Genomic DNA, 20885 nt, shown 5'->3' with positions numbered 1-20885 from the left:
CGGAGTAACGCAATGGATTTCCTACGACCCGAGAGCTGGGCGGACGCACTCGCGCTCCGCGCCGAGCGCCCCGACGCCGTGCCGATTCAGGGCGGCACCGATGTGATGGTCGAGCTGAACTTCGACCGTCATCGCCCGGGCGCACTGCTCGATCTGAACCCGTGTCGCGAACTCTTCGACTACGAGGAGACCGGCGACGCCCGGCTGCGCATCGGTTCCGGTGTGCCGTACGAGCGCATCATCCGCCGTCTCGGCGATCGCCTGCCCGGTTTGGCACAGGCCTCGCGCACCGTCGGCTCCCCGCAGATTCGCAATCGCGGCACCGTGGGCGGCAATCTCGGCGGCGCCTCACCCGCCGGTGACGCGCATCCGGCCCTGCTGGCCGCGAACGCGACCGTCGAGGTGGAGTCCGCCGCGCGCGGCACCCGGATGATCCCGATCGACGATTTCTACGTCTGGGTCAAGAAGAACGCGCTCGAGCCCGATGAGCTGATTCGCGCCGTCTGGCTGCGGCCCGCCACCGGCCCGCAGTACTTCACCAAGGTCGGCACCCGCAATGCCATGGTCATCGCGGTCTGCTCCTTCGGTATCGCCCTGCACCCGGACACCCGGACCGTCGGCACCGGTATCGGCTCGGCCGGGCCGACCCCGCTGCGGGCGCATGACGCCCAGGATTTCCTTGCGGCACAACTGCCTTGGGAGAACCCGCGCCCGCTGAGCGACAGCCTGCTGCGCGAGTTCGGCACCCTGGTGGCCGCCGCCGCCAAACCCATCGACGATGTGCGCGGCACCGCGGACTACCGCAAGCACGCGCTTTCTGTCATGGCCCGCCGCAGCCTCGGCTGGGCCTGGAACGACTACACAGCGGAGAGGAGGGCCGCCTGATGCGCGTGAGTTTCACCGTCAATGGCACCCCGGAGAACGTCGACGACGTCTGGGAGGGGGAGAGCCTGCTGTACCTGCTGCGTGAGCGGGCCGGGCTCCCCGGTTCCAAGAACGCCTGCGAGCAGGGCGAATGTGGTTCCTGCACGGTCTATTTGGATGGCACGCCGGTCTGTTCGTGTCTGGTGGCCGCCGGTCAGGTGCACGGGCGCTCGGTGCGCACCGTGGAAGGTCTGGCCGAGGGCGATCGCCTCGATCCCATGCAGCAGGCGTTCGTCGAGGCGGGCGCGGTGCAATGCGGTTTCTGCACACCGGGTCTCATCGTGCAGGCGCACGATCTGATCGAGCGCAATCCGGATCCCTCCGATGTGGAGATCCGTGAGGCGCTGGCCGGAAACCTGTGCCGCTGCACCGGATACGAGAAGATCCTGGACGCCGTGCGCCTGGCGGCACAGCGAAAGGCGGTCGCCCAGTGACCACTACGAACTTTTCCCTACCCAATGCGGGCAAGATCGTCATCGAGAATGCCTACATCGCACCGGTCGTCGGTGATGAGATCGAATCCGGATACCTCGTCATCGACAATGGCCGCATCGAAGCCCTCGGCGCCGGACCGGCGCCGACGGTGGTGGGCGCCGAACGCGTCTCCGGCACCGGTTGCCTGGTAACCCCGGGCCTGGTGAACACCCACCACCACCTCTACCAGTGGGCCACCCAGGGCCTGTTCCAGGATTCGACGCTGTTCGAATGGCTCACCGGGCTGTACCGCACCTGGGCGGGTATGGACGCCGATGTCGTATACGGCGCCGCCACAGCCGGTTTGGGCTGGCTGGCGCTGACCGGCTGCACCACCTCGAGCGATCACCACTACGTATTTCCCAAGGGCCGCGGTGATCTGTTCGAAGCCGAGGTGATGGCGGCCCGCGAGATCGGCCTGCGCTTTCACCCGTGCCGCGGTTCCATGGATCGCGGGCAGTCCCAGGGCGGACTGCCGCCGGACGAGGTGGTCGAGAACCGCGAAGAGATCCTGCTGAACACCGCGGAGATCATCGATCGCTATCACGACGCCTCCTTCGATTCCATGCTGCGCGTGGCCGTCGCGCCCTGCTCGCCGTTCTCGGTGAGCGAGGGCCTGATGATCGACGCGGCCGAGCTGGCCCGGGCCAAGGGCGTACGCCTGCACACCCATCTGGCCGAAACCCTCGACGAGGAAGAGCACTGCGTCGAGCAGATGGGGTGCACCCCGGTCGAATACATGGAGAAGCTGGGCTGGCTCGGTGATGACGTGTGGTTCGCGCACGCCGTGCATCTGCACGATTCCGATATCCGCCGCTTCGCCGAAACCGGTACCGGCTCGGCGCACTGCCCGAGCTCCAATGCCCGGCTCGGCGCGGGTATCGCCCGCGTCTCGGATCTGCTCGCCGCCGGCGCTCCGGTCGGCCTGGGCGTGGACGGCGCGGCCTCGAGCGAATTGACCTCGATGGCGGGCGAAATGCGCCAGGCCATGCTGTTCCAGCGCGCCGTGCACGGCCCCAAGGCCCTCACCGCCCGCCAGGCCCTGGAAATGGGCACCCTCGGCGGTGCCCGGAACCTGGGTCGCCAGAACGAGATCGGCAGCCTCGAACCCGGCAAGCTCGCCGATATCGCCATGTGGCGAGTCGACGGTTTCCGTGCCGCGGTGGCGGATCCGGTGTGCGCCTTGGTCTTCGGCCCCACCCCGCCGCTGGCCCGGCTGCTCGTCGGCGGCCGCACCGTCGTGCAGAACGACGAACTGCGCACGCTGCCGCACGATCAGGTCGGCCGCGCGGGCGTGCTCGCCCGTAAGCGCCTGCTGCGTCAGGAGGGTGGCCGATGACCACCGCACGCACCACTCGGTTCCCGGGCGAGGTGGCGGCCCCCGGTCGCGGCGGCGTCGGCGACAGCCCGCTGCGACCGGACGGCACGCTGAAGGTCAAGGGCGAGTTCGCCTATGCCTCGGATCTGTGGATCGACGGCATGCTGTGGGGCGCGACCCTGCGCAGCCCGCATCCCCGGGCCATCATCAAGAGCATCAATATCGCCCCGGCGCTGGCTCTGACCGGTGTGCACGCCGTGCTCACCCATGAGGATGTGCCCGGCCGCAAGGTGTACGGCCTGGACCACACCTGGGATCAGCCGGTCCTCGCGATCGGCGAGGTGCGCCATCACGGTGAGCCCATCGCCCTGGTCGCGGCCGATCATCCCGAGATCGCCCGGCGCGCACTGGCTCTCATCGATATCGACTGGGAGGTGCTCGAGCCCATCACCGATCCGATGGCGGTGCTCTCGGCCCCGACCAAGCTCAAGGTGCAGGAGCGCGGCGGTATCGCCCGGCATCAGCCGGTGCGGGTCGGCGATATCACCGTCGGCCGGGCGCTGGCCGCGGTGGTGGTCGAGGAGGAATTCGAGGTCGGCATTCAGGACCAGGCGTTCCTGGGACCCGAATCCGGCATGGTGATTCCGGCCGAGGACGGCGGACTCGACTTCTACGTCGCCACCCAGTGGATGCATAACGATCTCTCGCAGATCGGGCCGTGCCTGGGCCTGGCCGACGATCAGATCCGCATGACCATGGCCGGTATCGGCGGTGCGTTCGGCGGCCGCGAGGACCTGTCCATGCAGATCCACGCGGGCATGCTGGCCATGCACACCGGTAAGCCGATCAAGATGATGTACAACCGCGAGGAATCCTTCTTCGGTCATGTGCATCGCCATCCGGCGAAAATGCTCTACGAATTCGGGGCCACCGCCGCCGGAAAGCTCACCTACGCCAAGGTTCTCATCGTCCTGGACGGTGGCGCGTACACCTCCGCGACGCTGAACGTGACCGGCAATGCCTCATCGCTGGCTGTAGGACCATACGAAATCCCGCACATCGAGATCGACGCCTACGGGGTGTACACCAACAACCCGCCCTGCGGCGCCATGCGCGGTTTCGGCGCGGTGCAGGCGTGCTTCGCGCACGAGTCGATGATGGACAAGCTCGCCGAGGCCCTGGATATGGATCCGGTGCGGGTGCGCCAGCTCAATGTGGTCTCGCAGGGGTCGAAGCTGGCCACCGGTCAGATCGTGCACGCGCCCACGCCGCTGAAGGAAATGCTCACCACCCTGAGTGAGATGCCGCTCCCGGATGCCATGGACGCCAGCGATATTCGCAATCTCCCGGGCGGTGCGTCGCAGACCACCCACGGTGAGGGCGTGATGCGCGGGGTCGGTTACGGCGTCGGCATCAAGAACATCTGCTTCTCCGAGGGTTTCGACGATCTGTCCACCGCCCGGGTCCGCCTGGAGGTCATCGGCGGCGAACCGGTCGCCATGGTGCATACCGCCGCGGCCGAGGTCGGTCAGGGTCTGGTCACCGTCGAAGCGCAGATCGCCCGCACCGAACTCGGCATCGAACGGGTGGTCATCCACCCGGCCGATAACGGAGTCGGCGATTCGGGCTCCTCCTCGGCGTCGCGGCAGACCTATATGACCGGCGGCGCGGTGAAGGCCGCGTGCGAAGCGGTGCGCCAGCGCGTACTCGCTCTCGCGCAAGGCAAGCACGGTGCGCATCGCGGTCTGCAACTCATCGGCGGCAAGGTGGTGGCGGGCACCGGTGAGGTGCTCTCGGCCATCGCCGATGTGCTCGGCGACGAAATCATCGAGGAGACAAGGGAATACCACCACAAGCCCACCACGGGCATGGATCCGGTGACCGGACAGGGCAATAGCCACACCCAGCTCGCGGTCTGCGTGCACCGGGCCGTGGTCGATGTCGATGTCGAACTCGGATTGGTGAAAGTCGTTGCCCTGGACGCGGTCCAGGACGTTGGCAAGATCATGAACCGCCTGTCCCTCGAGGGCCAGATCCACGGCGGATCGATTCAAGGACTGGGTCTGGCAGTGATGGAGGAAATCCAGGTAAGCAATGGCAAGGTGCGGAACCCGTCCTTCACGGACTATCTGATCCCCACCATTCTCGACACACCCCCGCAGCGGCTGGAAATTCTGGAGAATCCGGATCCGCACGCCCCCTACGGGTTACGCGGTGCGGGCGAACCGCCCACCCTCTCCTCGACACCCGCGATCGCCGCAGCCATTCGCGACGCCTGCCGCAAGCAGGGCGGTACCGGGCACATCACCCGCGTACCGGTACGACCGGAAGACATCATCCGGGGCAGTTGATCAACAGGGGCAGACCGGATCTCACCCGGTAGGGACTCCACAACGCAGCAACCGAATCCGCGGTCCGGAGGCGATGAATCCCGGACCGTAGGTCGGCTACGCCCAACAGGAGGGCATGCCATGACCCAAATCCAAGATCCGACTCCCACGGCGACCACCACAATCGCCCGGGGTTCGGCACTCGACCGGTTCTTCAAGTTGAGTGAACGACATACCACCGTCTCACGCGAAATCCGCGGCGGAATCACCACATTCGTCGCCATGGCCTACGTTATCCTGCTCGTCCCGCTGATTCTCGGCGGGGTCACCGATATCGACGGCAACCATCTGAGCATCGCCCAGCTCACCACGGCCACGGCGTTCTCCGCCGGACTCTCCACGGTCCTGATGGGATTGGTCGGCAACGTACCACTGGCCCTGGCCGCCGGTCTCGGGGTGGTCCCGGTGGTCGCCTTCCAGGCCGCCCCGCATATGACCTGGCCGCAGACCATGGGCCTGGTCGTGCTGATGGGCGTGATCATCGTGATCATGGCCGCCACCGGCCTGCGAACCATGATCATCAACGCCATTCCGACGGCGCTCAAGAACGCCATCGGCGTCGGCATCGGCATGTTCATCGCCATGATCGGCCTGGTCTCCTCCGGGGTGGTCGGGCACGGTGCGCCCGGCGGGCCGCCGGTCACGCTCGGGGTCGACGGACATCTACAGGGTTGGCCCGTGGTGGTTTTCGCGGTCGGGCTGCTGCTCATGCTGGCGCTGTACGTCCGCAAGGTGCCCGGCGCGATCCTGATCAGCATCGCCGTCTCCACGCTGCTGGCCATCGTGATCAACGCCATCGCCACCATCGATCCCAAGGCGTGGGGGACCGTCGTACCCAAGCGGCCCGATTCCTTCTTCGCCGCACCGGATTTCGGTCTCATGCTCAATGTCGACCTGTTCGGCGGATTCGCCCGGGCGGGTGGTCTGGTGGCGAGCGTGGTGCTGTTCACGCTGGTGCTGACCGGCTTCTTCGATGCCATGGGAACGGTTTTCGGCGTCTGTGACGAGGCCAAGCTGCTCGATGAGAAGGGCACCATGCCCGGGATCGGCAAGATCCTGACCGTCGACGGTATCGCCCAGGTGATCGGCGGCGTCAGCGGTGGTGCGGGCAGCACGGTGTACGTGGAATCCGCGACGGGCGTCGGTGAGGGCGCTCGTACCGGACTCACCAGCGTGGTGACGGGCGGTTTGTTCGCCGCGGCGGTGTTCTTCACCCCGCTCGCGGCGGTGGTGCCGATCCAGGCCGCGGCTCCGGCCCTGGTGCTGGTGGGCGCGCTCATGATGACCCAGGCCCGCAAGATCGACTGGACCGATCTGGAGATCGCGGTCCCGGCTTTCGTGACCATCGCGCTCATGCCCTTCACCTACTCGATCACCAATGGCGTCGGCGCGGGCCTGATCTCGTACGTGGTGATCAAGGCGGCGCGCGGCAAGTTCAGTGAAATCCATTGGCTGGTGGCCGTGGTGAGCGTGGTCTTCGCCGCCTACTTCGGCATCAACGCCATCGAACTGGCCCTGGGAGGCTGATATGCGCGACATCGCGGCACAACTCTTGACCTGGCATGCGGCGCAACAGGATTACGCCGTCGCCTCGATCATCGGCATCGGCGGCAGTGCGCCCCGGCCGGTGGGCGCGGCCCTCGCGGTGAACACCGAAGGCGTTGTCGTCGGGAGCATTTCCGGCGGATGCGTCGAGGGCGCGGTCTACGAGCTGTGCCGCGAGTCGTTGCGCACCGGCGAACCCGTGCGGGAAACGTTCGGGTACAGCGATTCCGACGTCTTCGCGGTCGGATTGACCTGCGGCGGCACCATCGAGGTGTTCGTACAGCCGGTCACGGCGGCCAATCGCACCGCCTTCGAAGCACTCCTGCGTTCCGAGGAACCCGTCGCACTGGTCCGCGACTTGAACACCGGGGCCGCCATGGCCCTGGGATCGTGGTGGACCGTCGGGGCCACCTTCGACGAGACCGTCGTGGCCGAGGCACGAGCCATGCTCGATACCGGCGCGACCGGAATCCGCGTCATCGGTTGTGACACAGCCGAATCCACCGTCTTCGTGGAATCAGAGGTACCGCCGCCGCGCATGATCGTGTTCGGGGCCATCGATTTCGCCGCCGCGGTCGCCCGCATCGGCAAATTCCTCGGCTACCACGTCACCGTCTGCGATGCCCGGCCCGTATTCGCCACGCCCGCACGGTTTCCCGAAGCCGACGAGGTCGTGGTCGAATGGCCGAACACCTACCTCGCGAACACTCGCGTCGATGCCCGCACCGTGCTGTGCGTGCTCACCCATGACGCCAAATTCGATGTGCCGCTGCTGGAAGTGGCGCTGCGCCTGCCGGTGGCCTTCGTCGGAGCCATGGGCTCGCGGCGCACCCATGACGACCGGCTCGCCCGCCTGCGGGCGAACGGTATGACCGAAGCCGAACTGGCCCGGTTGCGCTCACCGATCGGCCTCGATCTGGGCGGGCGCACCCCCGAGGAGACCGCGGTCTCCATCGCCGCCGAAATCGTGGCCGTGCGCCGCGGCGGCTCCGGAATCCCCCTGGGCGTGAGCGGTGGACCCATACACCGCGACACCGTCCCCGTCCCCGACATCCACATCCCGGATGCGCTGGAACCCCCTCGAAATGACCGAAAAAGGATAGACCCCAATGCCTTTGATCTTCTTGAACGGGGGAGCCATGCGCGGCGGACCCCTGAATCACCTGCTCGACGGCGCACCGTTCGCCGGTGAGGTGACCACCGCGCCGCAGTACCGCTTCTACTCCATCGGCGACCGCTTCCCGGGCCTGCACCCCGTCCCCGACGGCGGCGCGCCCATCGCGGGCGAACTCTTCGAGGTCTCGATGGAGGTATTGCGCAAGAGTCTGCTCCCGGCCGAACCGCCGGAGCTCGAACTCGGCGTGATCGAACTCGACGACCATCGCTCGGTGCTGGCCATGCTGCTGCGCCGCCCGCCCGTCTCGTACCCGCAGCTGATCGACATCACCGAATTCGGCAGCTGGTCGACCTATCGCGAAGGAACCCGATGAAATACACCGCCGGGGGCGCGCTCCGGAAATACGACGTCAACTGCTCCATCCTGTTCACCGATCTGCCGCTGCTGGAGCGGGCGGCGGCGGCCAAGGCGGCCGGGTTCGACGCGGTGGAATTCTGGTGGCCGTTCGGCGCGGATCCCACGCCCGCCGATGCCGATATCGATGCCTTCGTCGCCTCCATCGAGGACGCCGGGGTACAGCTCGTCGGCCTGAATTTCATCGATCTGATTCCGGCGGGCCGGGGCCTGGTCTCCATCCCCGGGCAGGAGACCAGGTTCCGGGACAATATCGACATCGCGATCGGCATCGCCGAGCGCACCGGATGCAAGGCGCTGAACGCGCTGTACGGCAACCGGATCGCCGCCGAGAATCCGGAGAAGCAGGACGAGCTGGCGCTGGAGAATCTGCGCCTGGCCGCGACGGCCGCGCAGCGCATCGGTGCGACGGTACTGCTCGAGGCGCTCAATGCCTATGAGTCGCAGGACTATCCGATCGTCTCGGCCGCGCACGCGGTGCGGATCATCGAGGCCGTCGGCGAACCCAATGTGCGGTTCCTCTGCGACCTGTACCACCTGGCCCGCATGGGCGAGAACCTGCCCGCCGTCATCGACACCTACGGCGGCTATATCGGCCACGTCCAGATCGCCGATTCGCCCGGGCGCGGACGCCCCGGCACCGGCGCACTCGACTTCGCCGAGCTGTTCGCGGCGCTGGACGCGAGCGGTTACGACGGCTACATCGGCCTGGAATACAAAGACCCCGAACTGAACTGGGAGTGGATCAAGTGAGCACCATCGGATTCGTCGGCCTCGGCATCATGGGCGGCCCCATGGCCGGACACCTGGTCAAGGCCGGTCACGACGTCACCGGCTACGACCACAGCGCCGCCGCCGTCGAACGGCTCACCGCCGCCGGCGGCAAGGCGGGCGCGGACGCCGCGGAGACGGTGCGCGACAAGGACATCGTCATCACCATGCTGCCGCAGGACGAGCATGTGGAATCGGTGTTCGCCGAGGTGCTCGAGCACGCCGCGCCCGGCACGCTCTACATCGACTTCTCCACCATCACCCCGCGCACCTCGGAGTGGACCGCCACCGAAGGCGCGAAGAAGGGACTGCGTGTCCTGGACGCCCCCGTGAGCGGTGGTGAGCCCGGTGCCAAGAACGCCGCCCTGTCCATCATGGTCGGCGGCTCCCGCGATGACTTCGAGTCCGCCCGAGAGGTTTTCGAGGCGGTCGGCAAGACCATCGCCCTGGTCGGCCCCAATGGCGCGGGCCAGGTCGTCAAGGCCGCCAACCAGCTGGTGGTCGGCGGCACCTACGCCCTGGTCGCCGAGGCCATCCTGCTCATGGAGAACCTGGGCGCGAACGCCGAGGCGGGCCTGGACGTGCTGGCCGGTGGCCTGGCGGGCAGCAAGATTCTGGAGCTGAAGCGAAAGTCCATGCTGGAGCGCAGTTTCCAGCCGGGCTTCCGCATCGATCTGCACCACAAGGATATGGGCATCATCCTGGCCGCCGCCCGCCAGGCCGAGGTCGCCATCCCCATGGGCGCGCTCACCGCACAGCTCATCGCCGCCGCCCGCGCCATGGGCCACGGCTCGCTGGATCACTCCGCGCTGCTGCTGGTCGCCGAGGCGCTGTCCGGTAAGGGGACCGCGTGAGGGTCGCCGCGCAGGAGCTGGAGTCCGGCTTCGGACCGAATATGGCGCACGGGCACGGCATTTGCGCCATCGGCGTTCCGGCGGGCTGGGTGGTGGAGCGCTGCACCGTCGAGCCGCGCACACCGCACGTCCGCACCTTCGCGCCGACGGCGAATTCGACCGATCGGCCGCTGACGCTGATCCGGAAGGGGATCTGATATGACACGCATGCGGACAGTGGACGCGGCCGTCCTCATTCTCGAAAAGGAAGGCGCGACACAGGCTTTCGGGCTACCCGGCGCGGCCATCAACCCGTTCTACAGCGCCATGCGCGCACACGGCGGGATCGGCCATATCCTGGCCCGGCACGTGGAAGCGGCCTCGCATATGGCCGAGGGCTTCACCCGCGCCGCACCCGGCAATATCGGCATCTGCATCGGCACCTCCGGTCCGGCGGGCACCGATATGATCACCGGATTGTATTCCGCCAGTGCGGATTCCATTCCGATCCTGTGCATCACCGGGCAGGCGCCGGTGGCCAAACTGCACAAGGAGGATTTCCAGGCCGTCGATATCGCCTCGATCGCCGCCCCGGTGAGCAAGTGGGCGGTGACCGTGCTCGAGCCCGCGCAGGTGCCGGGCACCTTCCAGAAGGCGTTCCAGCTCATGCGATCCGGGCGTCCCGGACCGGTGCTGATCGATCTGCCGATCGATGTGCAGCTGGCCGAGATCGAATTCGATATCGAGACCTACACGCCCCTGGACGTGCATCGGCCCACCGCGACCCGGGCGCAGGCCGAGAAGGCCATCATGATGCTGAACGCGGCCGAGCGACCGCTCATCGTGGCGGGCGGCGGCATCGTGAACGCCGACTCGGCGGATCTGCTGCTCGAATTCGCCGAGCTCACCGGAATTCCGGTGGTGCCCACGCTGATGGGCTGGGGCACCATCGCCGATGACCATCCGCTGCACGCGGGCATGGTCGGATTGCAGACCTCGCACCGCTACGGCAATGCCACGCTGCTGGAATCGGATTTCGTGCTGGGCATCGGCAATCGGTGGGCCAACCGGCATACCGGTGGCGTCGAAACCTATACCAAGGACCGCACTTTCGTGCACGTGGACATCGAGCCGACCCAGATCGGGCGGGTGTTCGCGGCCGATTACGGCATCGTCTCCGACGCTGGCGCGGCCCTGGCGGCGTTCCTGGATGTCGCACACGATCTGAAGCTCACCGGACAGCTGCGCGACCGCTCCGAATGGGCCGGGAAATGCCGGGACCGCAAGCGAACCCTGCTGCGCAAGACGCACTTCGACACCGTGCCGATCAAACCGCAGCGGGTGTACGAGGAGATGAACGCGGCCTTCGGGCAGGACGTCCGCTACGTCACCACCATCGGACTGTCGCAGATCCAGGCGGCGCAGCTGCTGCACGTGTACAAGCCGCGGCACTGGATCAACGCCGGACAGGCCGGACCGCTGGGCTGGACGCTGCCCGCCGCCATCGGCGTCGCCACCGCGCTGCCGGAGGAGACCGTGGTCGCGCTCTCGGGCGATTACGACTTCCAGTTCCTCATCGAGGAATTGGCGGTCGGCGCGCAGTTCAAGATCCCGTACGTGCACGTGGTGGTGAACAATTCGTACCTGGGTCTGATCCGTCAGGCGCAGCGCGCGTTCGATATGGACTACTACGTGCAGCTGTCCTTCGACAACATCAACAGTCCGGAGGTCGGCGGATACGGCGTCGATCATGTGAAGGTCGCGGAAGGGCTGGGCTGCAAGGCCGTTCGCGTCACCGAACCCGAACAGCTGGGCTCCGCGTTCGCCGAGGCCAAGCGGCTGATGGCCGAACATCGGGTGCCGGTGCTGGTCGAGGTCATTCTCGAACGTGTCACCAATGTGTCCATGGGGCTCGAGATCGACAGCGTCAACGAGTTCGAGGAACTCGCCGAATCGTTCTCCGATGCCCCGACCGCCATCGCCGCGCGGGCGGAGTACGAATCGGCCGGGAGCCCTTCGTGATTCACGCGCGCGGTGGTTCGGGCCGGGGCTGGCGCGATGGGCAGGTGATCATCGCCCCCGACAAATTCAAGGGGTCGCTGACCGCCGCCCAGGTCGCCGAGCATCTCGCGGCCGGACTGCGGCGGGTGCGCCCGGAACTGCCCGTGGTCTCGGTCCCCGTCGCCGATGGCGGGGACGGCACCGTGGACGCGATGGTGGCAGCGGGCTTCGCCGGCCTGCAGACCGCCGTCACCGGGCCGGTCGGGAATCGAGTGGTCGCCTCGTTGGCAATGAGGGGCGAGACGGCCATCATCGAACTCGCCGAAGCCTCCGGGCTCCGGCGTCTACCCGACCGGCCCACCCCGGTCACCGCGCGCACCGCCACCAGCACGGGCACCGGCGAGCTGATGCGCACCGCGGTATCGCGCGGTGCCCGGCGCGTGGTGCTCGGGCTGGGCGGCAGCGCCTGCACCGACGGCGGGGCGGGGATGCTCACCGCGCTGGGCGCGCGCCTGCTGGACGCGGACGGTGCGCCGCTGCCGCCGGGAGGCGTCGCGCTGCAACGACTCGAGCGCATCGATCTCGCCGATCTGCTGCGCGTGCCGGTCACGGTGGCCTCGGATGTGGACAACCCACTGCTCGGTGAGCGCGGGGCCGCCCAGGTGTACGCGCCCCAGAAGGGCGCGGACGCGGACGATGTCGTGCAGTTGGAGCGCGGTCTGGCGCGCTTCGCCGAGATCGCGCGCCGGGATCTGGGCGTGGATCTGTCGGATCGGCCCGGGGCCGGTGCGGCGGGCGGTGTCGGATTCGCCGCCATCGCCTTCCTCGGCGCACGCAGCGAACCCGGTATCGAATTGATCCTGCGGCAGCTGGATTTCACCGATCGGCTACAGGGCGCGCGGCTGGTGATCACCGGGGAGGGCTGCCTGGATCGGCAGACCCTGCACGGCAAGGCCCCGATGGGGGTGGCCAAAGCCGCCGCGGCGGCGGGCATTCCGGTGCTCGCGGTCGCGGGGCAGCGACTGCTCACCCGGGATATGCTGCGCCGCTTCGGATTCGAGGACGCCTATGCGCTCACCGATATCGAGCCCGATCCGCAGCGCTGTATCGACAATGCCGGGCCGCTGCTGGAACAGCTGGCCGTGCGCATCGCCGAAACCCGCCTGGGTGAATTGCTCTCCCGCAACGCCTGAACTCTCCACCGACCTGAACATCGACCGAAAGGGAACTGATGTCGGACTTCACCAGCCTGCCGAATCTGGCGCTGCGCACCTACCGCGCGAGCGTGATCGCCGCCAGCGACGAATCCTTCGAAGAGCGCGAGAATCTCATCCAGCCGTGGGAACCGCGGTTCTCCGCCGAGACCTTCGGCACCAAGGGGCAGGAATACGACGGCTGGGAGACCCGGCGGCGGCGCGGCGCGCCCGGACACGACTGGGCGATCGTGCGGCTCGGCATGCCCGGCATCGTGCGCGGGGTGGTGATCGACACCGCCTGGTTCAAGGGCAACTATCCGCCGTTCGCATCGGTGGAGGCGTGCCGGGTCGCCGGTTATCCCGATGTGGCGCAGCTGGATTCGGCCGAGTGGGTGGAGATCGTGCCGCGCACGGCGCTACAGGGCGACGCCCGGCACGAACTGCCCGTCGACGAGGAGCGGATCTTCACCCATGTGCGCCTGAATATCCATCCGGACGGCGGTGTGGCCCGTTTCCGGGTGCACGGTGACGTGGTGCCCGATCCGGCGCTGCTGACCGGGCTGACCGTGGACCTGGCCGCACTAGAATACGGTGGCCGGGCCATCGATTGCTCGAATCTGTTCTACTCGGGCGCGGACAATATGCTCGCCCCCGGCCTGGCCCGCAATCAGGCCGAGGGCTGGGAGACCGCCCGCCGTCGCGATGACGGCAATGACTGGGCCGTGATTCGCCTTGCCGCCCAGGGTATTCCGGAGCTCATCGAAATCGACACCACCAACCTGGTGTTCAACTCCCCGGCCGAGGTGCGACTGCTCGGCATCGATCTGCCCAGTGGGGCACCGATTCCCGGTCCGGACGCACCGGACTGGTTCGACCTGCTGCCGACCGTGCCGATTCAGCCCGATACCCCGCACCGCTTCCGGGTGCAGGGTGCGCGGCCGGCCACCCACGTGCGTCTCGATATCTATCCGGACGGCGGCATCGCCCGCCTGCGGCTGCTGGGTGCTCCCACCCCGGCGGGTCTCGAGGCGCTCGTCACCCGCTGGGGCGCGGCCTGACCGGTACACCCACGCGCCCCGGCGGGTGCAACCGTCAGTGGCCGATCGACGAGATCCGGGTTCCGGTGCGGCGCAGCGTGAATCGCCGCGCCTCGAAGTCCCAGAACAGGTAGATCGGCCACTGCACGGTATGTGCCAGCCACGCTCCCACGATCACCCTGCGGTGCAGCGGCAATACCCAGAATCCCTGTCCGCGCAGCGTATTGAGGCCGGTCTGCTGGAACCGCCACCATTCGCGCGGGGTGGCGCGCCGCCGCCGGGCCGAGGTATCGGCCCGCAAATCCTTCAGCTGCTGGATCGGTAATTGTTTCTTGATCAGGCAGAGCGCCAGATCGAGATCCTCGGCGACCGGAACTCCGGTGATGGTCTGATCGCGCACTTCGAGCCAGGCCGTGCGCCGGATTCCCATATTCGGCCCGTGCAGATTTCCCACCCGATTGCCGAGTGCGCCGCGCCGGTCCTGAATCCAATATCCCAGGCGCAGCAGGAATCCCACCGGCGAATCGTGATAGGTCGTGATTCCGGTGACCGCGCCGACCTCGGGATTATCTGCGAGATACGTTCTGATGGTTTCACCCCAGTTGGGAAACACCAGGGTATCGGCATCGGTACGCCCGATGAATTCACCTCGGGCCGCATCGAAACCGGTGTTCCGGGCGAAGGGCAGACCGCGTCTGGGTTCGTCGACGAGCCGCACTTTGGGGCTGGTCACAATGTATTTCTCGACTAGATCGCGGGTCTCGTCGGTGGACCCGTTGTCCACCACGATGATCTCGTCCACCGCATCCTGGTCGACCAGGCGGTCGAGGGTCGCGAGAATCGATTTCTCCTCGTTCAGAGCGGGAATGACGACGGACAGGACAATGGGGCTTCGGTTACCGTCTGGCATGGTGATTCGGTACTCCGGTTAACGAGTTCTGTTATTGCGGCGCAGGAAGTCTCGCACTCGGCCGCAGCCCGCCCCAGCCCGCAATAAAGGGGGCTAGGAACCGGTTGTGGCGCGAGCGAGTGTACGACGCGAACGCCACGGAAGCGCGGCGAACAGAGCCGTCATGGCGGCGGCGGTACCGGCCAGATCATCACGACCGGAGAGATATGCGCGCTGGCGTTCGGGTGTCAGCTCGAAGAATTTGTCGAAGAAAAGCGGCAAATCCTGTGGTGGGAGCGCCAATAGGGCCTGTAATCCGATGTGCCGCAGGCGATTGACCGTGCGGGATGAAATGTTCCAGATCGAATCCCCGGCGGCGAGAATATCCGCGGTGCGCAGCGCGGCCGCGACGCTGTATCCGGTCGCCGGATGGATGAGCGCGCCCGCCGCACCGAAGGCGGCGGGGTGCGCCCGGCCGCCTTCGACGGGGAATCGGACGCGTTCGATGCGCTCGGAACCGTCGAGAGTCACTCCGCGAGAACGCAATCGGGTTGCAAGACGATCGCGCAGCACCTCGGTGCGCAGGGCCGGGCGGCCCGCCAGACAGGTCTCCTCGAGCAGAATCGTATTGTCGCCCAAGGGAACCGCGTAGAGGAATGAGCGCGGCTCATCGGGCCGTGCGCCATTGTCGATGCGCCAGTCCATGAACAGGGTGTCCGGATCGGCCCAGCGGTCGCGATCGAGCACCACACCGAACGCGGTCTGCTCGGCGAGACCGGGGGAGCGGGACACACCCCGGGCATCGATGACGCGACCGCCCGGCACATCCGTCCCCGATGCCAGCCGCGCCACCGGCAGTTCATCCTTGCGCGTGCCGAAGCGCGGCGGCGCGACGATATCGATCACCCGGTCCGTGATGATCCGCGCGCCGGTCAGATCGAGGGAATCCCGCAGGGCCGCGGTATCGAAAACGCTATAGCGGCGATCCAGTTCGATACGCCGGGTGGTCCATACGGCCGGACGGTCCACGGTCGCCGCGAACACCCCGGGATCCAGCCACTCCGGCAGTTCATCGGCCCAGGCCGCGTAGGTGGCGCTCCACCGGCGTTCGGGTCGTGGATCGATGATCGTGACCGACTGCCCCCGCACCAGTGCGCGATGCGCCAGCGCTCGCCCCGCCGGACCGGCGCCGCACACCACGAGATCGGAAGTCACACCGTGATTGGATCATGATCGGCCGCCGTTCTACGCTTCGGTGACATTTCGCCGGGTCGGGAGGTCCCCGGTGCGCCGTGAAAGGTTGACTACATGAGCTATCCCCCCGGCCCGCCATCCGGATCCGGATTCGGTGGCGATCCGCACGGCCAGGGCGGACAGCCCGCGGAGGACGCGGCCGCGGCCTGGTGGGACCAACCGGCGGCGCCGACCCAGCCCGGCCAGCCTGCCCAGCCCGCGCAACCGGCCTGGCCGGGGCAGCAGGGCGACGCCTGGCAACAGCCCGGATTCGCGGCACAGCCGGGCGGATATCAGGCACAGCAGAGCGAGCCGACCTGGCAGCAGCCCGTCGCCCAGCCGGGATGGCCTGGGCAGCAAGGATATTCGCAGCAGCCGGGCTATGGCGCGCCGCCGCCGCAACCACCGCGTTCGAATACCGGTCTGATCGTCGGCATCGCCCTGGCGGCGGTCGCGGTGCTGGCCGTCGGAGTCGGCGCGGTCGTGGTGCTCACGGGCGGCGACAGCTCCGATCAGGCGACGGTGACGACCAGCAGCGTCGAACCGCCCATCGAAATCACCTCCACGCGCCCGAATACGACGACCCAGGCCGCACCCGCCGGAAACCGCTTCACCTACACCGAATTCGGCGAGGCCTGGAATTTCAAGCTCGGCGATGTCGCGTTGCAGGCCGATTGGGTCCAGGGGCGCGACTACGACACCTGCGGTCCCGTCGAGGAGAACGGCAAACTCACCGGCCTCGGCTGCCAGTACGCCTCGGAACTGGTGTGGAAGTCCGAGAACGGCGGTCTCATGCTCACCCAGTTCGTGCTCACCATGAGCGATGCCGCCAAAGCCGCCGCCGCCGAGGATCATTTCGACGACGGCGATATCAACCTCCCCGCCGGGACGTACATCTCGCACTTCGAGACCGGCAAATGGCGCGACGGCAGTGAAGCCGAATTCCTGGTGATCACCCTGGCGACCGCCGACACCACCGTGGATTCGGACACCGTCGAGAAATATCTGCGCTACCGCCACACCGACACCATCGGCGCGCTGGCCTTCCGCTGAGCTATCTGCGCCCGTGCACCGCGCTGTCGAATCCGGCGGTGAGCCGGCACCGCAGGCACAGCGGTTCGGCCTGATGGTGTTTGTTCACCATCCAGCGGGCGCATTGACGGCACCAGGTGGAGGGCGGCGGATCGGTGAGGTCGGTGAAACCGACCGCCAGGATCGCGACCACCACGGTGAGAAGTAGTGCGGCCAAAGAGAAAGCCACGATGTCCAACGCCATGGGACTCAGCTCCTACTCGACTCCGGCCACCCCGGCCCCATGTTTGCCGCAACGCTCGTACCGGGTGTGATCCGAGGAGGGAGTACCCAGGCGCGAACCCGTCCGAACGTGATCGAACATCACGTTCGGACTGTCACGCCGGGTGTTCGCGCTCGTCAGCCGCAGCCACCCGCGTGGCCGATCTCCGCGGTCGCCTTGGGTACCGGTATCTCGGCGAGGCCGTCCGGCGCACCGGTGGCGGCGATCGATTCGGGCTGGGCGGTGGACGATCCCGGCAGGGCGGCGAGGAAATCCGCCAGCCGGTCGATGCCCCAGTACTTCTCGCGCCGGTGAATGAACATCGGGACGCCGAAGACATCCTCCTGACAGACCGCCTGCAGAGCGTCCAGGGCGCGCTTTTCGATCGCCGGTGAGCGCAACAGTTCGCCGACATCGGCCGGTATGGCGAGCTCGTCCAGGATCGACTGGATCACCTCGGTGCGGCAGATGTCGAGACCGGACAGCCAGCGCGCGGTGTACACGCGGTCGGTGTACTCGTGCGCGAGTCCGTGATCGGCGGCCGCGAACCAGCCGAGATGCGATGGCTCCCAATGCATCTGCTCATCCAGAGGCCAGGAATTGGTGAGGCCGCGCCGACCCGCGAGGCGGCGGACGTCGCGCAGTAGATAGAAGTGTTTGGCGCGGCTCATCGGCGTGTACGGGAATTCGTGGCCGCTGTCGGCGAGCAGCGCGCTGAAATGTTCGTCCGGCTCCCAGAAGGGCCGCCATTCCAATGCCGAGACCAGCTCGGGGTGCTCGCGCCGCAGATCGTGGAACGCCAGCCAGGAGTACGGGCTGCGGAATGAGAAGTACACGCGGGGTGCGGTTTTCATGAGTCTGCTCCCGTTCTCACAGGGTGATGCCGCCGTCGACGTGCAGTACCGCGCCGGTGATGTAGCGGGCCCGATCCGAGACCAGGAATCCCACCAGATCCGCCACATCGGCGGGTTCGCCGAATCGTCGCAGGGCAATGGACTTTTCGAGGGCGGCGCGCTTGGGCCCGGTGAGATGGCCGGTCATATCGCTGTCGATATAGCCGGGCACCACCGCGTTGACCCGGACACCGAACCGCCCGACCTCCTTGGCGAGGGATTTGGTGAAACCGACGGTGCCCGCTTTGGCCGCGCTGTAATTGGTCTGCCCGGGATTGCCGTACACCCCGGAGACCGAGGCGATGGTGACGATCGCGCCCGAACGCTGTTTGACCATTCCGAACGCGGCCCGGCGGCAGACATTGAACACACCGGTCAGGTTGGTGTCGATGACCCGATGCCAACTCTCGCTCGACATGGACACCAGGGACTGATCGTCGGTGACGCCCGCCGAGGTGATGACGCAGTCGGGGCTGCCGAATTTGGCTTCGGCGGCCTCCAGGAATTCGTCGACCTGCTGCTCATCGCGCACATCGGCGCGAATGGGCAGTACGCTGCCGCCGGTCGAGGCCGCGACGACCTCCTGCGCCGCGGTGCTATCGCTGTTGTAGCAGAAGGCGACGTCGTAGCCGCCGCGCGCGAGGTTCAGGACTATCTCGCGGCCGATGCCACGGGAGCCGCCGGTGACGACGGCGACGGGACGATGATCGTTCACGAGGAACTCCGAAGCTGATCGAAGGGGCGCAAAGTGGCGGTGAGGCGGTCGATGTCGAGTACGGTGCGCTGTCCGGCCCGCGCGTAACCGGTGAAGGTGCTGGCATCGGGGAAGCGTTCGAGCAGCCGCACCGACAGTTCGAGGGTTTCGCCCATCTCGACCTCGGCGCGGGTGCGCACCGTGGCCAGACGGCTGATGAGTACCGCGGGAGTCGTGAATTCGGGCTCGAGGGTCATCATCAGCACGGCCGCGGCCTGACACCACGCTTCGAGCATGAGTGTCGCGGGCCAGATCGCGGCGGGGTCCGGACTGCTGAATGTGGTGCTGTAGCGGTGGAATTCGATGCTCTCGCGGTGGCAGTGCGCCGTCAGCCGACCGTCGCCGACGGTAATGGCCTCGTCTAGGAACGCCATCGGCGGGCGGTGCGGCAATCGCGATACGACCGGCTCACCCGAGGGGTGCTGCGCTACTTCCCGCGTCTCCAGCGGCTCGGAGTCGTCCGGCCGCAATCGAATCGACGCGGTCTTGCGTCCACCGCTCGACACCGCGATCCGCACCTCACCGTCCGCTTGAGTATCGACGGTCAGCGTGACCGGTGTTCCCGGGTGCACGGGCGAGGAGAACTGCGCCGAGTGAATCTGCCACCGGGCACCGCCCGCCAGCTCGGTGGCGAGTAGACAGGCGATATCGATCAGCAGCACCCCGGGCACCACCGCGAGCTCCGGGTAGTGACCGGCGAAGATCGGCGCGCCGGGATCGAAATCCACCGTGGCGGTGAGTGTTCCGCCCGAGTGTTCCGCCCGTGCGAGACGGTACGCGGCGGCGGTGGCCGATCTCACCGGAACTCACCGTGGATATGCAGCACCGCCGCGACCACGGTGTGCTCGTCGTAGGCCAGTACCAGCGCGGGACCGGGGCGGCTCTGCCTGGCCAGCAGCGCCATGGCGAAAACGCTTGCGGCGGCGCCGGTATCGCCGAGATGCTGTTCGGGCCGGAGCACCGGATCGGCCGCCGGGAAGGTCGCGGTGAGGCTGTCTCCGAGCTCGAGGGGTCCGGCCACCGCGACCGCGACCACGGCATCGGGGGTGATTTCCGCCGCGTCGAGTGCGGCCAGCCCTTCTCGAAGGGCGACCGCACCGGCGTTCGAGTCCGATACCGCCGCGCTTCGGACCGGACCGGCCAGCTCCAGACCGGTTGCGGTGGCACCTGTTTCGTGCCGATGCAGCAGGAATACGCCCGCGCCCTCGGACAGCGGCGCACCCGTCGCGCCCGAGGTGTGCGGATCGATGCGCATCCGCTCACTGGACAGCTCCTCGGCCGCGCCGACCACGACGGTGTCCGCGCGATCGGTATCGAGCAGGCGGCGTGCGTAATTCAGGGCGAGCAGCCCGGCGGTGCGACCGCCCGCGATCGTGGCGTTCGGCCCCCGGAGCTTATGCCAGATGGCCGATCGTCCCGCTGCGCAATTCATCACGGTGTTGGGGAAGCGCGCCGGATCGACCAGGTACGGCCGCTCCTCGGTGAGCGAATCCCGGGTGAACCGCATGGTGCTGGCGACGCTGCCCGCCGTGGTGCCGAGCACGATGGCGGTGCGGGAGCCGATCACCTCGGCGACACCGGGCTGGGCGATGAGATCGCCGATCGCCTGCACGGCCAGCGCGGTGACCCGGTCCATACTGCGGGTCCCGGCCTTGCCGAGCGCGGTGCGGATATCGAAGTCCGGCACCGGTCCGGCGACCAGGGTCGTTCCGCCGGAATGGAAGTGGCCGCTGGTCGGACCGTACGGTGACAGCGCCGACCAATGGGTGAGACGGGTGGTGGTCATGGGTCTATCCGTTCTG

21 protein-coding genes are annotated in these 20885 nt (G+C 67.5%); 14 read left to right on the top strand and 7 right to left on the bottom strand.

Translation table 11 applies throughout. The features are described 5' to 3' along the window. Positions 1-12: 12 nt before the first annotated feature. The 13 genes from ACFC0O_RS02445 to alc all read left to right on the top strand — a co-directional run bounded on the left by ACFC0O_RS02445 (position 13) and on the right by alc (position 14041). Positions 13-885: an FAD binding domain-containing protein gene (locus ACFC0O_RS02445; RefSeq protein WP_375953155.1), complete on the top strand. Its 873-nt coding sequence runs from the start codon at positions 13-15 to the stop codon at positions 883-885. Continuing rightward, on the top strand, positions 885-1358 hold the full coding sequence (locus tag ACFC0O_RS02440; RefSeq protein ID WP_364635755.1) for a (2Fe-2S)-binding protein: 474 nt from the start codon (positions 885-887) through the stop codon (positions 1356-1358). Before ACFC0O_RS02445 ends, ACFC0O_RS02440 begins: the two co-directional genes overlap by 1 nt. Continuing rightward, the gene (locus ACFC0O_RS02435) at positions 1355-2737 is read left to right on the top strand and encodes an 8-oxoguanine deaminase (protein ID WP_375953152.1); all 1383 of its coding nucleotides are present in this window, start codon (positions 1355-1357) and stop codon (positions 2735-2737) included. The genes ACFC0O_RS02440 and ACFC0O_RS02435 overlap by 4 nt, the downstream gene beginning before the upstream one ends. Beyond that, on the top strand, positions 2734-5067 hold the full coding sequence (locus ACFC0O_RS02430) for a xanthine dehydrogenase family protein molybdopterin-binding subunit (protein WP_375953150.1): 2334 nt from the start codon (positions 2734-2736) through the stop codon (positions 5065-5067). Before ACFC0O_RS02435 ends, ACFC0O_RS02430 begins: the two co-directional genes overlap by 4 nt. Positions 5068-5187: 120 nt before the next feature. Next, entirely contained in the window at positions 5188-6633 is a 1446-nt protein-coding gene (locus ACFC0O_RS02425) for an NCS2 family permease (RefSeq protein ID WP_375953149.1), read from the top strand. Between the two features lies 1 nt (position 6634). Continuing rightward, positions 6635-7843 (top strand): XdhC family protein, encoded by a 1209-nt coding sequence (locus tag ACFC0O_RS02420; protein WP_375953147.1) that lies wholly within the window; start codon positions 6635-6637, stop codon positions 7841-7843. Continuing rightward, positions 7791-8141: a gamma-glutamylcyclotransferase gene (locus ACFC0O_RS02415; RefSeq protein ID WP_375953145.1), complete on the top strand. Its 351-nt coding sequence runs from the start codon at positions 7791-7793 to the stop codon at positions 8139-8141. The genes ACFC0O_RS02420 and ACFC0O_RS02415 overlap by 53 nt, the downstream gene beginning before the upstream one ends. After that, positions 8138-8935: a hydroxypyruvate isomerase family protein gene (locus ACFC0O_RS02410; RefSeq protein ID WP_375953143.1), complete on the top strand. Its 798-nt coding sequence runs from the start codon at positions 8138-8140 to the stop codon at positions 8933-8935. The genes ACFC0O_RS02415 and ACFC0O_RS02410 overlap by 4 nt, the downstream gene beginning before the upstream one ends. Next, positions 8932-9807 carry an NAD(P)-dependent oxidoreductase gene (locus ACFC0O_RS02405; RefSeq protein WP_375953141.1) on the top strand — a complete coding sequence of 292 codons (876 nt, stop codon included), beginning with the start codon at positions 8932-8934 and terminating at the stop codon, positions 9805-9807. The genes ACFC0O_RS02410 and ACFC0O_RS02405 overlap by 4 nt, the downstream gene beginning before the upstream one ends. After that, a complete protein-coding gene (locus ACFC0O_RS02400) occupies positions 9804-10004 on the top strand; it encodes a hypothetical protein (RefSeq protein ID WP_375953139.1) in 201 nt (66 codons plus the stop codon). The genes ACFC0O_RS02405 and ACFC0O_RS02400 overlap by 4 nt, the downstream gene beginning before the upstream one ends. 1 nt (position 10005) lies before the next feature. Continuing rightward, entirely contained in the window at positions 10006-11808 is a 1803-nt protein-coding gene (gcl, locus tag ACFC0O_RS02395) for a glyoxylate carboligase (RefSeq protein ID WP_375953137.1), read from the top strand. Continuing rightward, positions 11805-12980: a glycerate kinase gene (locus ACFC0O_RS02390; protein WP_375953136.1), complete on the top strand. Its 1176-nt coding sequence runs from the start codon at positions 11805-11807 to the stop codon at positions 12978-12980. Before gcl ends, ACFC0O_RS02390 begins: the two co-directional genes overlap by 4 nt. 38 nt (positions 12981-13018) lie before the next feature. Then, positions 13019-14041, top strand: coding sequence for an allantoicase (alc, locus tag ACFC0O_RS02385; protein ID WP_375953134.1), 1023 nt, complete (start codon positions 13019-13021; stop codon positions 14039-14041). Positions 14042-14075: 34 nt separating this feature from the next. Here the strand turns inward: alc and ACFC0O_RS02380 are convergent, their stop codons facing one another. Further along, entirely contained in the window at positions 14076-14930 is an 855-nt protein-coding gene (locus ACFC0O_RS02380) for a glycosyltransferase family 2 protein (RefSeq protein WP_375953133.1), read from the bottom strand. A gap of 93 nt (positions 14931-15023) precedes the next feature. Beyond that, on the bottom strand, positions 15024-16124 hold the full coding sequence (locus ACFC0O_RS02375; RefSeq protein ID WP_375953131.1) for a lycopene cyclase family protein: 1101 nt from the start codon (positions 16122-16124) through the stop codon (positions 15024-15026). Between the two features lie 93 nt (positions 16125-16217). Here ACFC0O_RS02375 and ACFC0O_RS02370 point away from each other — a divergent pair, with 93 nt between their 5' ends. Further along, complete coding sequence (locus ACFC0O_RS02370; protein WP_375953129.1) at positions 16218-17195, top strand: hypothetical protein; 978 nt, start codon at positions 16218-16220, stop codon at positions 17193-17195. Position 17196: 1 nt separating this feature from the next. Here ACFC0O_RS02370 and ACFC0O_RS02365 read toward each other — a convergent pair whose 3' ends face one another. The 5 genes from ACFC0O_RS02365 to ACFC0O_RS02345 form a co-directional block, all read right to left on the bottom strand. Further along, a complete protein-coding gene (locus ACFC0O_RS02365; protein WP_375953127.1) occupies positions 17197-17418 on the bottom strand; it encodes a hypothetical protein in 222 nt (73 codons plus the stop codon). Between the two features lie 155 nt (positions 17419-17573). Continuing rightward, positions 17574-18290: a 2-hydroxychromene-2-carboxylate isomerase gene (locus tag ACFC0O_RS02360; RefSeq protein ID WP_375953125.1), complete on the bottom strand. Its 717-nt coding sequence runs from the start codon at positions 18288-18290 to the stop codon at positions 17574-17576. A gap of 16 nt (positions 18291-18306) precedes the next feature. Continuing rightward, positions 18307-19044 (bottom strand): 3-oxoacyl-ACP reductase FabG, encoded by a 738-nt coding sequence (gene fabG / locus ACFC0O_RS02355; protein WP_375953123.1) that lies wholly within the window; start codon positions 19042-19044, stop codon positions 18307-18309. Then, positions 19041-19883 (bottom strand): hypothetical protein, encoded by an 843-nt coding sequence (locus ACFC0O_RS02350; protein ID WP_375953122.1) that lies wholly within the window; start codon positions 19881-19883, stop codon positions 19041-19043. Before ACFC0O_RS02350 ends, fabG begins: the two co-directional genes overlap by 4 nt. Next, positions 19880-20869, bottom strand: a complete 990-nt coding sequence (locus ACFC0O_RS02345) for a beta-ketoacyl synthase N-terminal-like domain-containing protein (protein WP_375953121.1) — start codon at positions 20867-20869, stop codon at positions 19880-19882. Before ACFC0O_RS02345 ends, ACFC0O_RS02350 begins: the two co-directional genes overlap by 4 nt. Between the last annotated feature and the right edge of the window lie 16 nt (positions 20870-20885).

This window comes from Nocardia sp. NPDC056100 (genome assembly GCF_042266325.1).
GTDB lineage: Bacteria > Actinomycetota > Actinomycetes > Mycobacteriales > Mycobacteriaceae > Nocardia.
Note: the sequence above shows the minus strand (reverse complement) of the source record. Positions and strands in the feature narration are given on the sequence as shown.

Coding starts and splice junctions, on each gene's coding strand:
- ACFC0O_RS02445 (WP_375953155.1), top strand. CDS start 13: ATGGATTTCCTACGACCCGAGAGCTGGGCGGACGCACTCGCGCTCCGC.
- ACFC0O_RS02440 (WP_364635755.1), top strand. CDS start 885: ATGCGCGTGAGTTTCACCGTCAATGGCACCCCGGAGAACGTCGACGAC.
- ACFC0O_RS02430 (WP_375953150.1), top strand. CDS start 2,734: ATGACCACCGCACGCACCACTCGGTTCCCGGGCGAGGTGGCGGCCCCC.
- ACFC0O_RS02425 (WP_375953149.1), top strand. CDS start 5,188: ATGACCCAAATCCAAGATCCGACTCCCACGGCGACCACCACAATCGCC.
- ACFC0O_RS02420 (WP_375953147.1), top strand. CDS start 6,635: ATGCGCGACATCGCGGCACAACTCTTGACCTGGCATGCGGCGCAACAG.
- ACFC0O_RS02415 (WP_375953145.1), top strand. CDS start 7,791: ATGCGCGGCGGACCCCTGAATCACCTGCTCGACGGCGCACCGTTCGCC.
- ACFC0O_RS02410 (WP_375953143.1), top strand. CDS start 8,138: ATGAAATACACCGCCGGGGGCGCGCTCCGGAAATACGACGTCAACTGC.
- gcl (WP_375953137.1), top strand. CDS start 10,006: ATGACACGCATGCGGACAGTGGACGCGGCCGTCCTCATTCTCGAAAAG.
- alc (WP_375953134.1), top strand. CDS start 13,019: ATGTCGGACTTCACCAGCCTGCCGAATCTGGCGCTGCGCACCTACCGC.
- ACFC0O_RS02380 (WP_375953133.1), bottom strand. CDS start 14,930: ATGCCAGACGGTAACCGAAGCCCCATTGTCCTGTCCGTCGTCATTCCC.
- ACFC0O_RS02370 (WP_375953129.1), top strand. CDS start 16,218: ATGAGCTATCCCCCCGGCCCGCCATCCGGATCCGGATTCGGTGGCGAT.
- ACFC0O_RS02365 (WP_375953127.1), bottom strand. CDS start 17,418: ATGGCGTTGGACATCGTGGCTTTCTCTTTGGCCGCACTACTTCTCACC.
- ACFC0O_RS02360 (WP_375953125.1), bottom strand. CDS start 18,290: ATGAAAACCGCACCCCGCGTGTACTTCTCATTCCGCAGCCCGTACTCC.
- ACFC0O_RS02345 (WP_375953121.1), bottom strand. CDS start 20,869: ATGACCACCACCCGTCTCACCCATTGGTCGGCGCTGTCACCGTACGGT.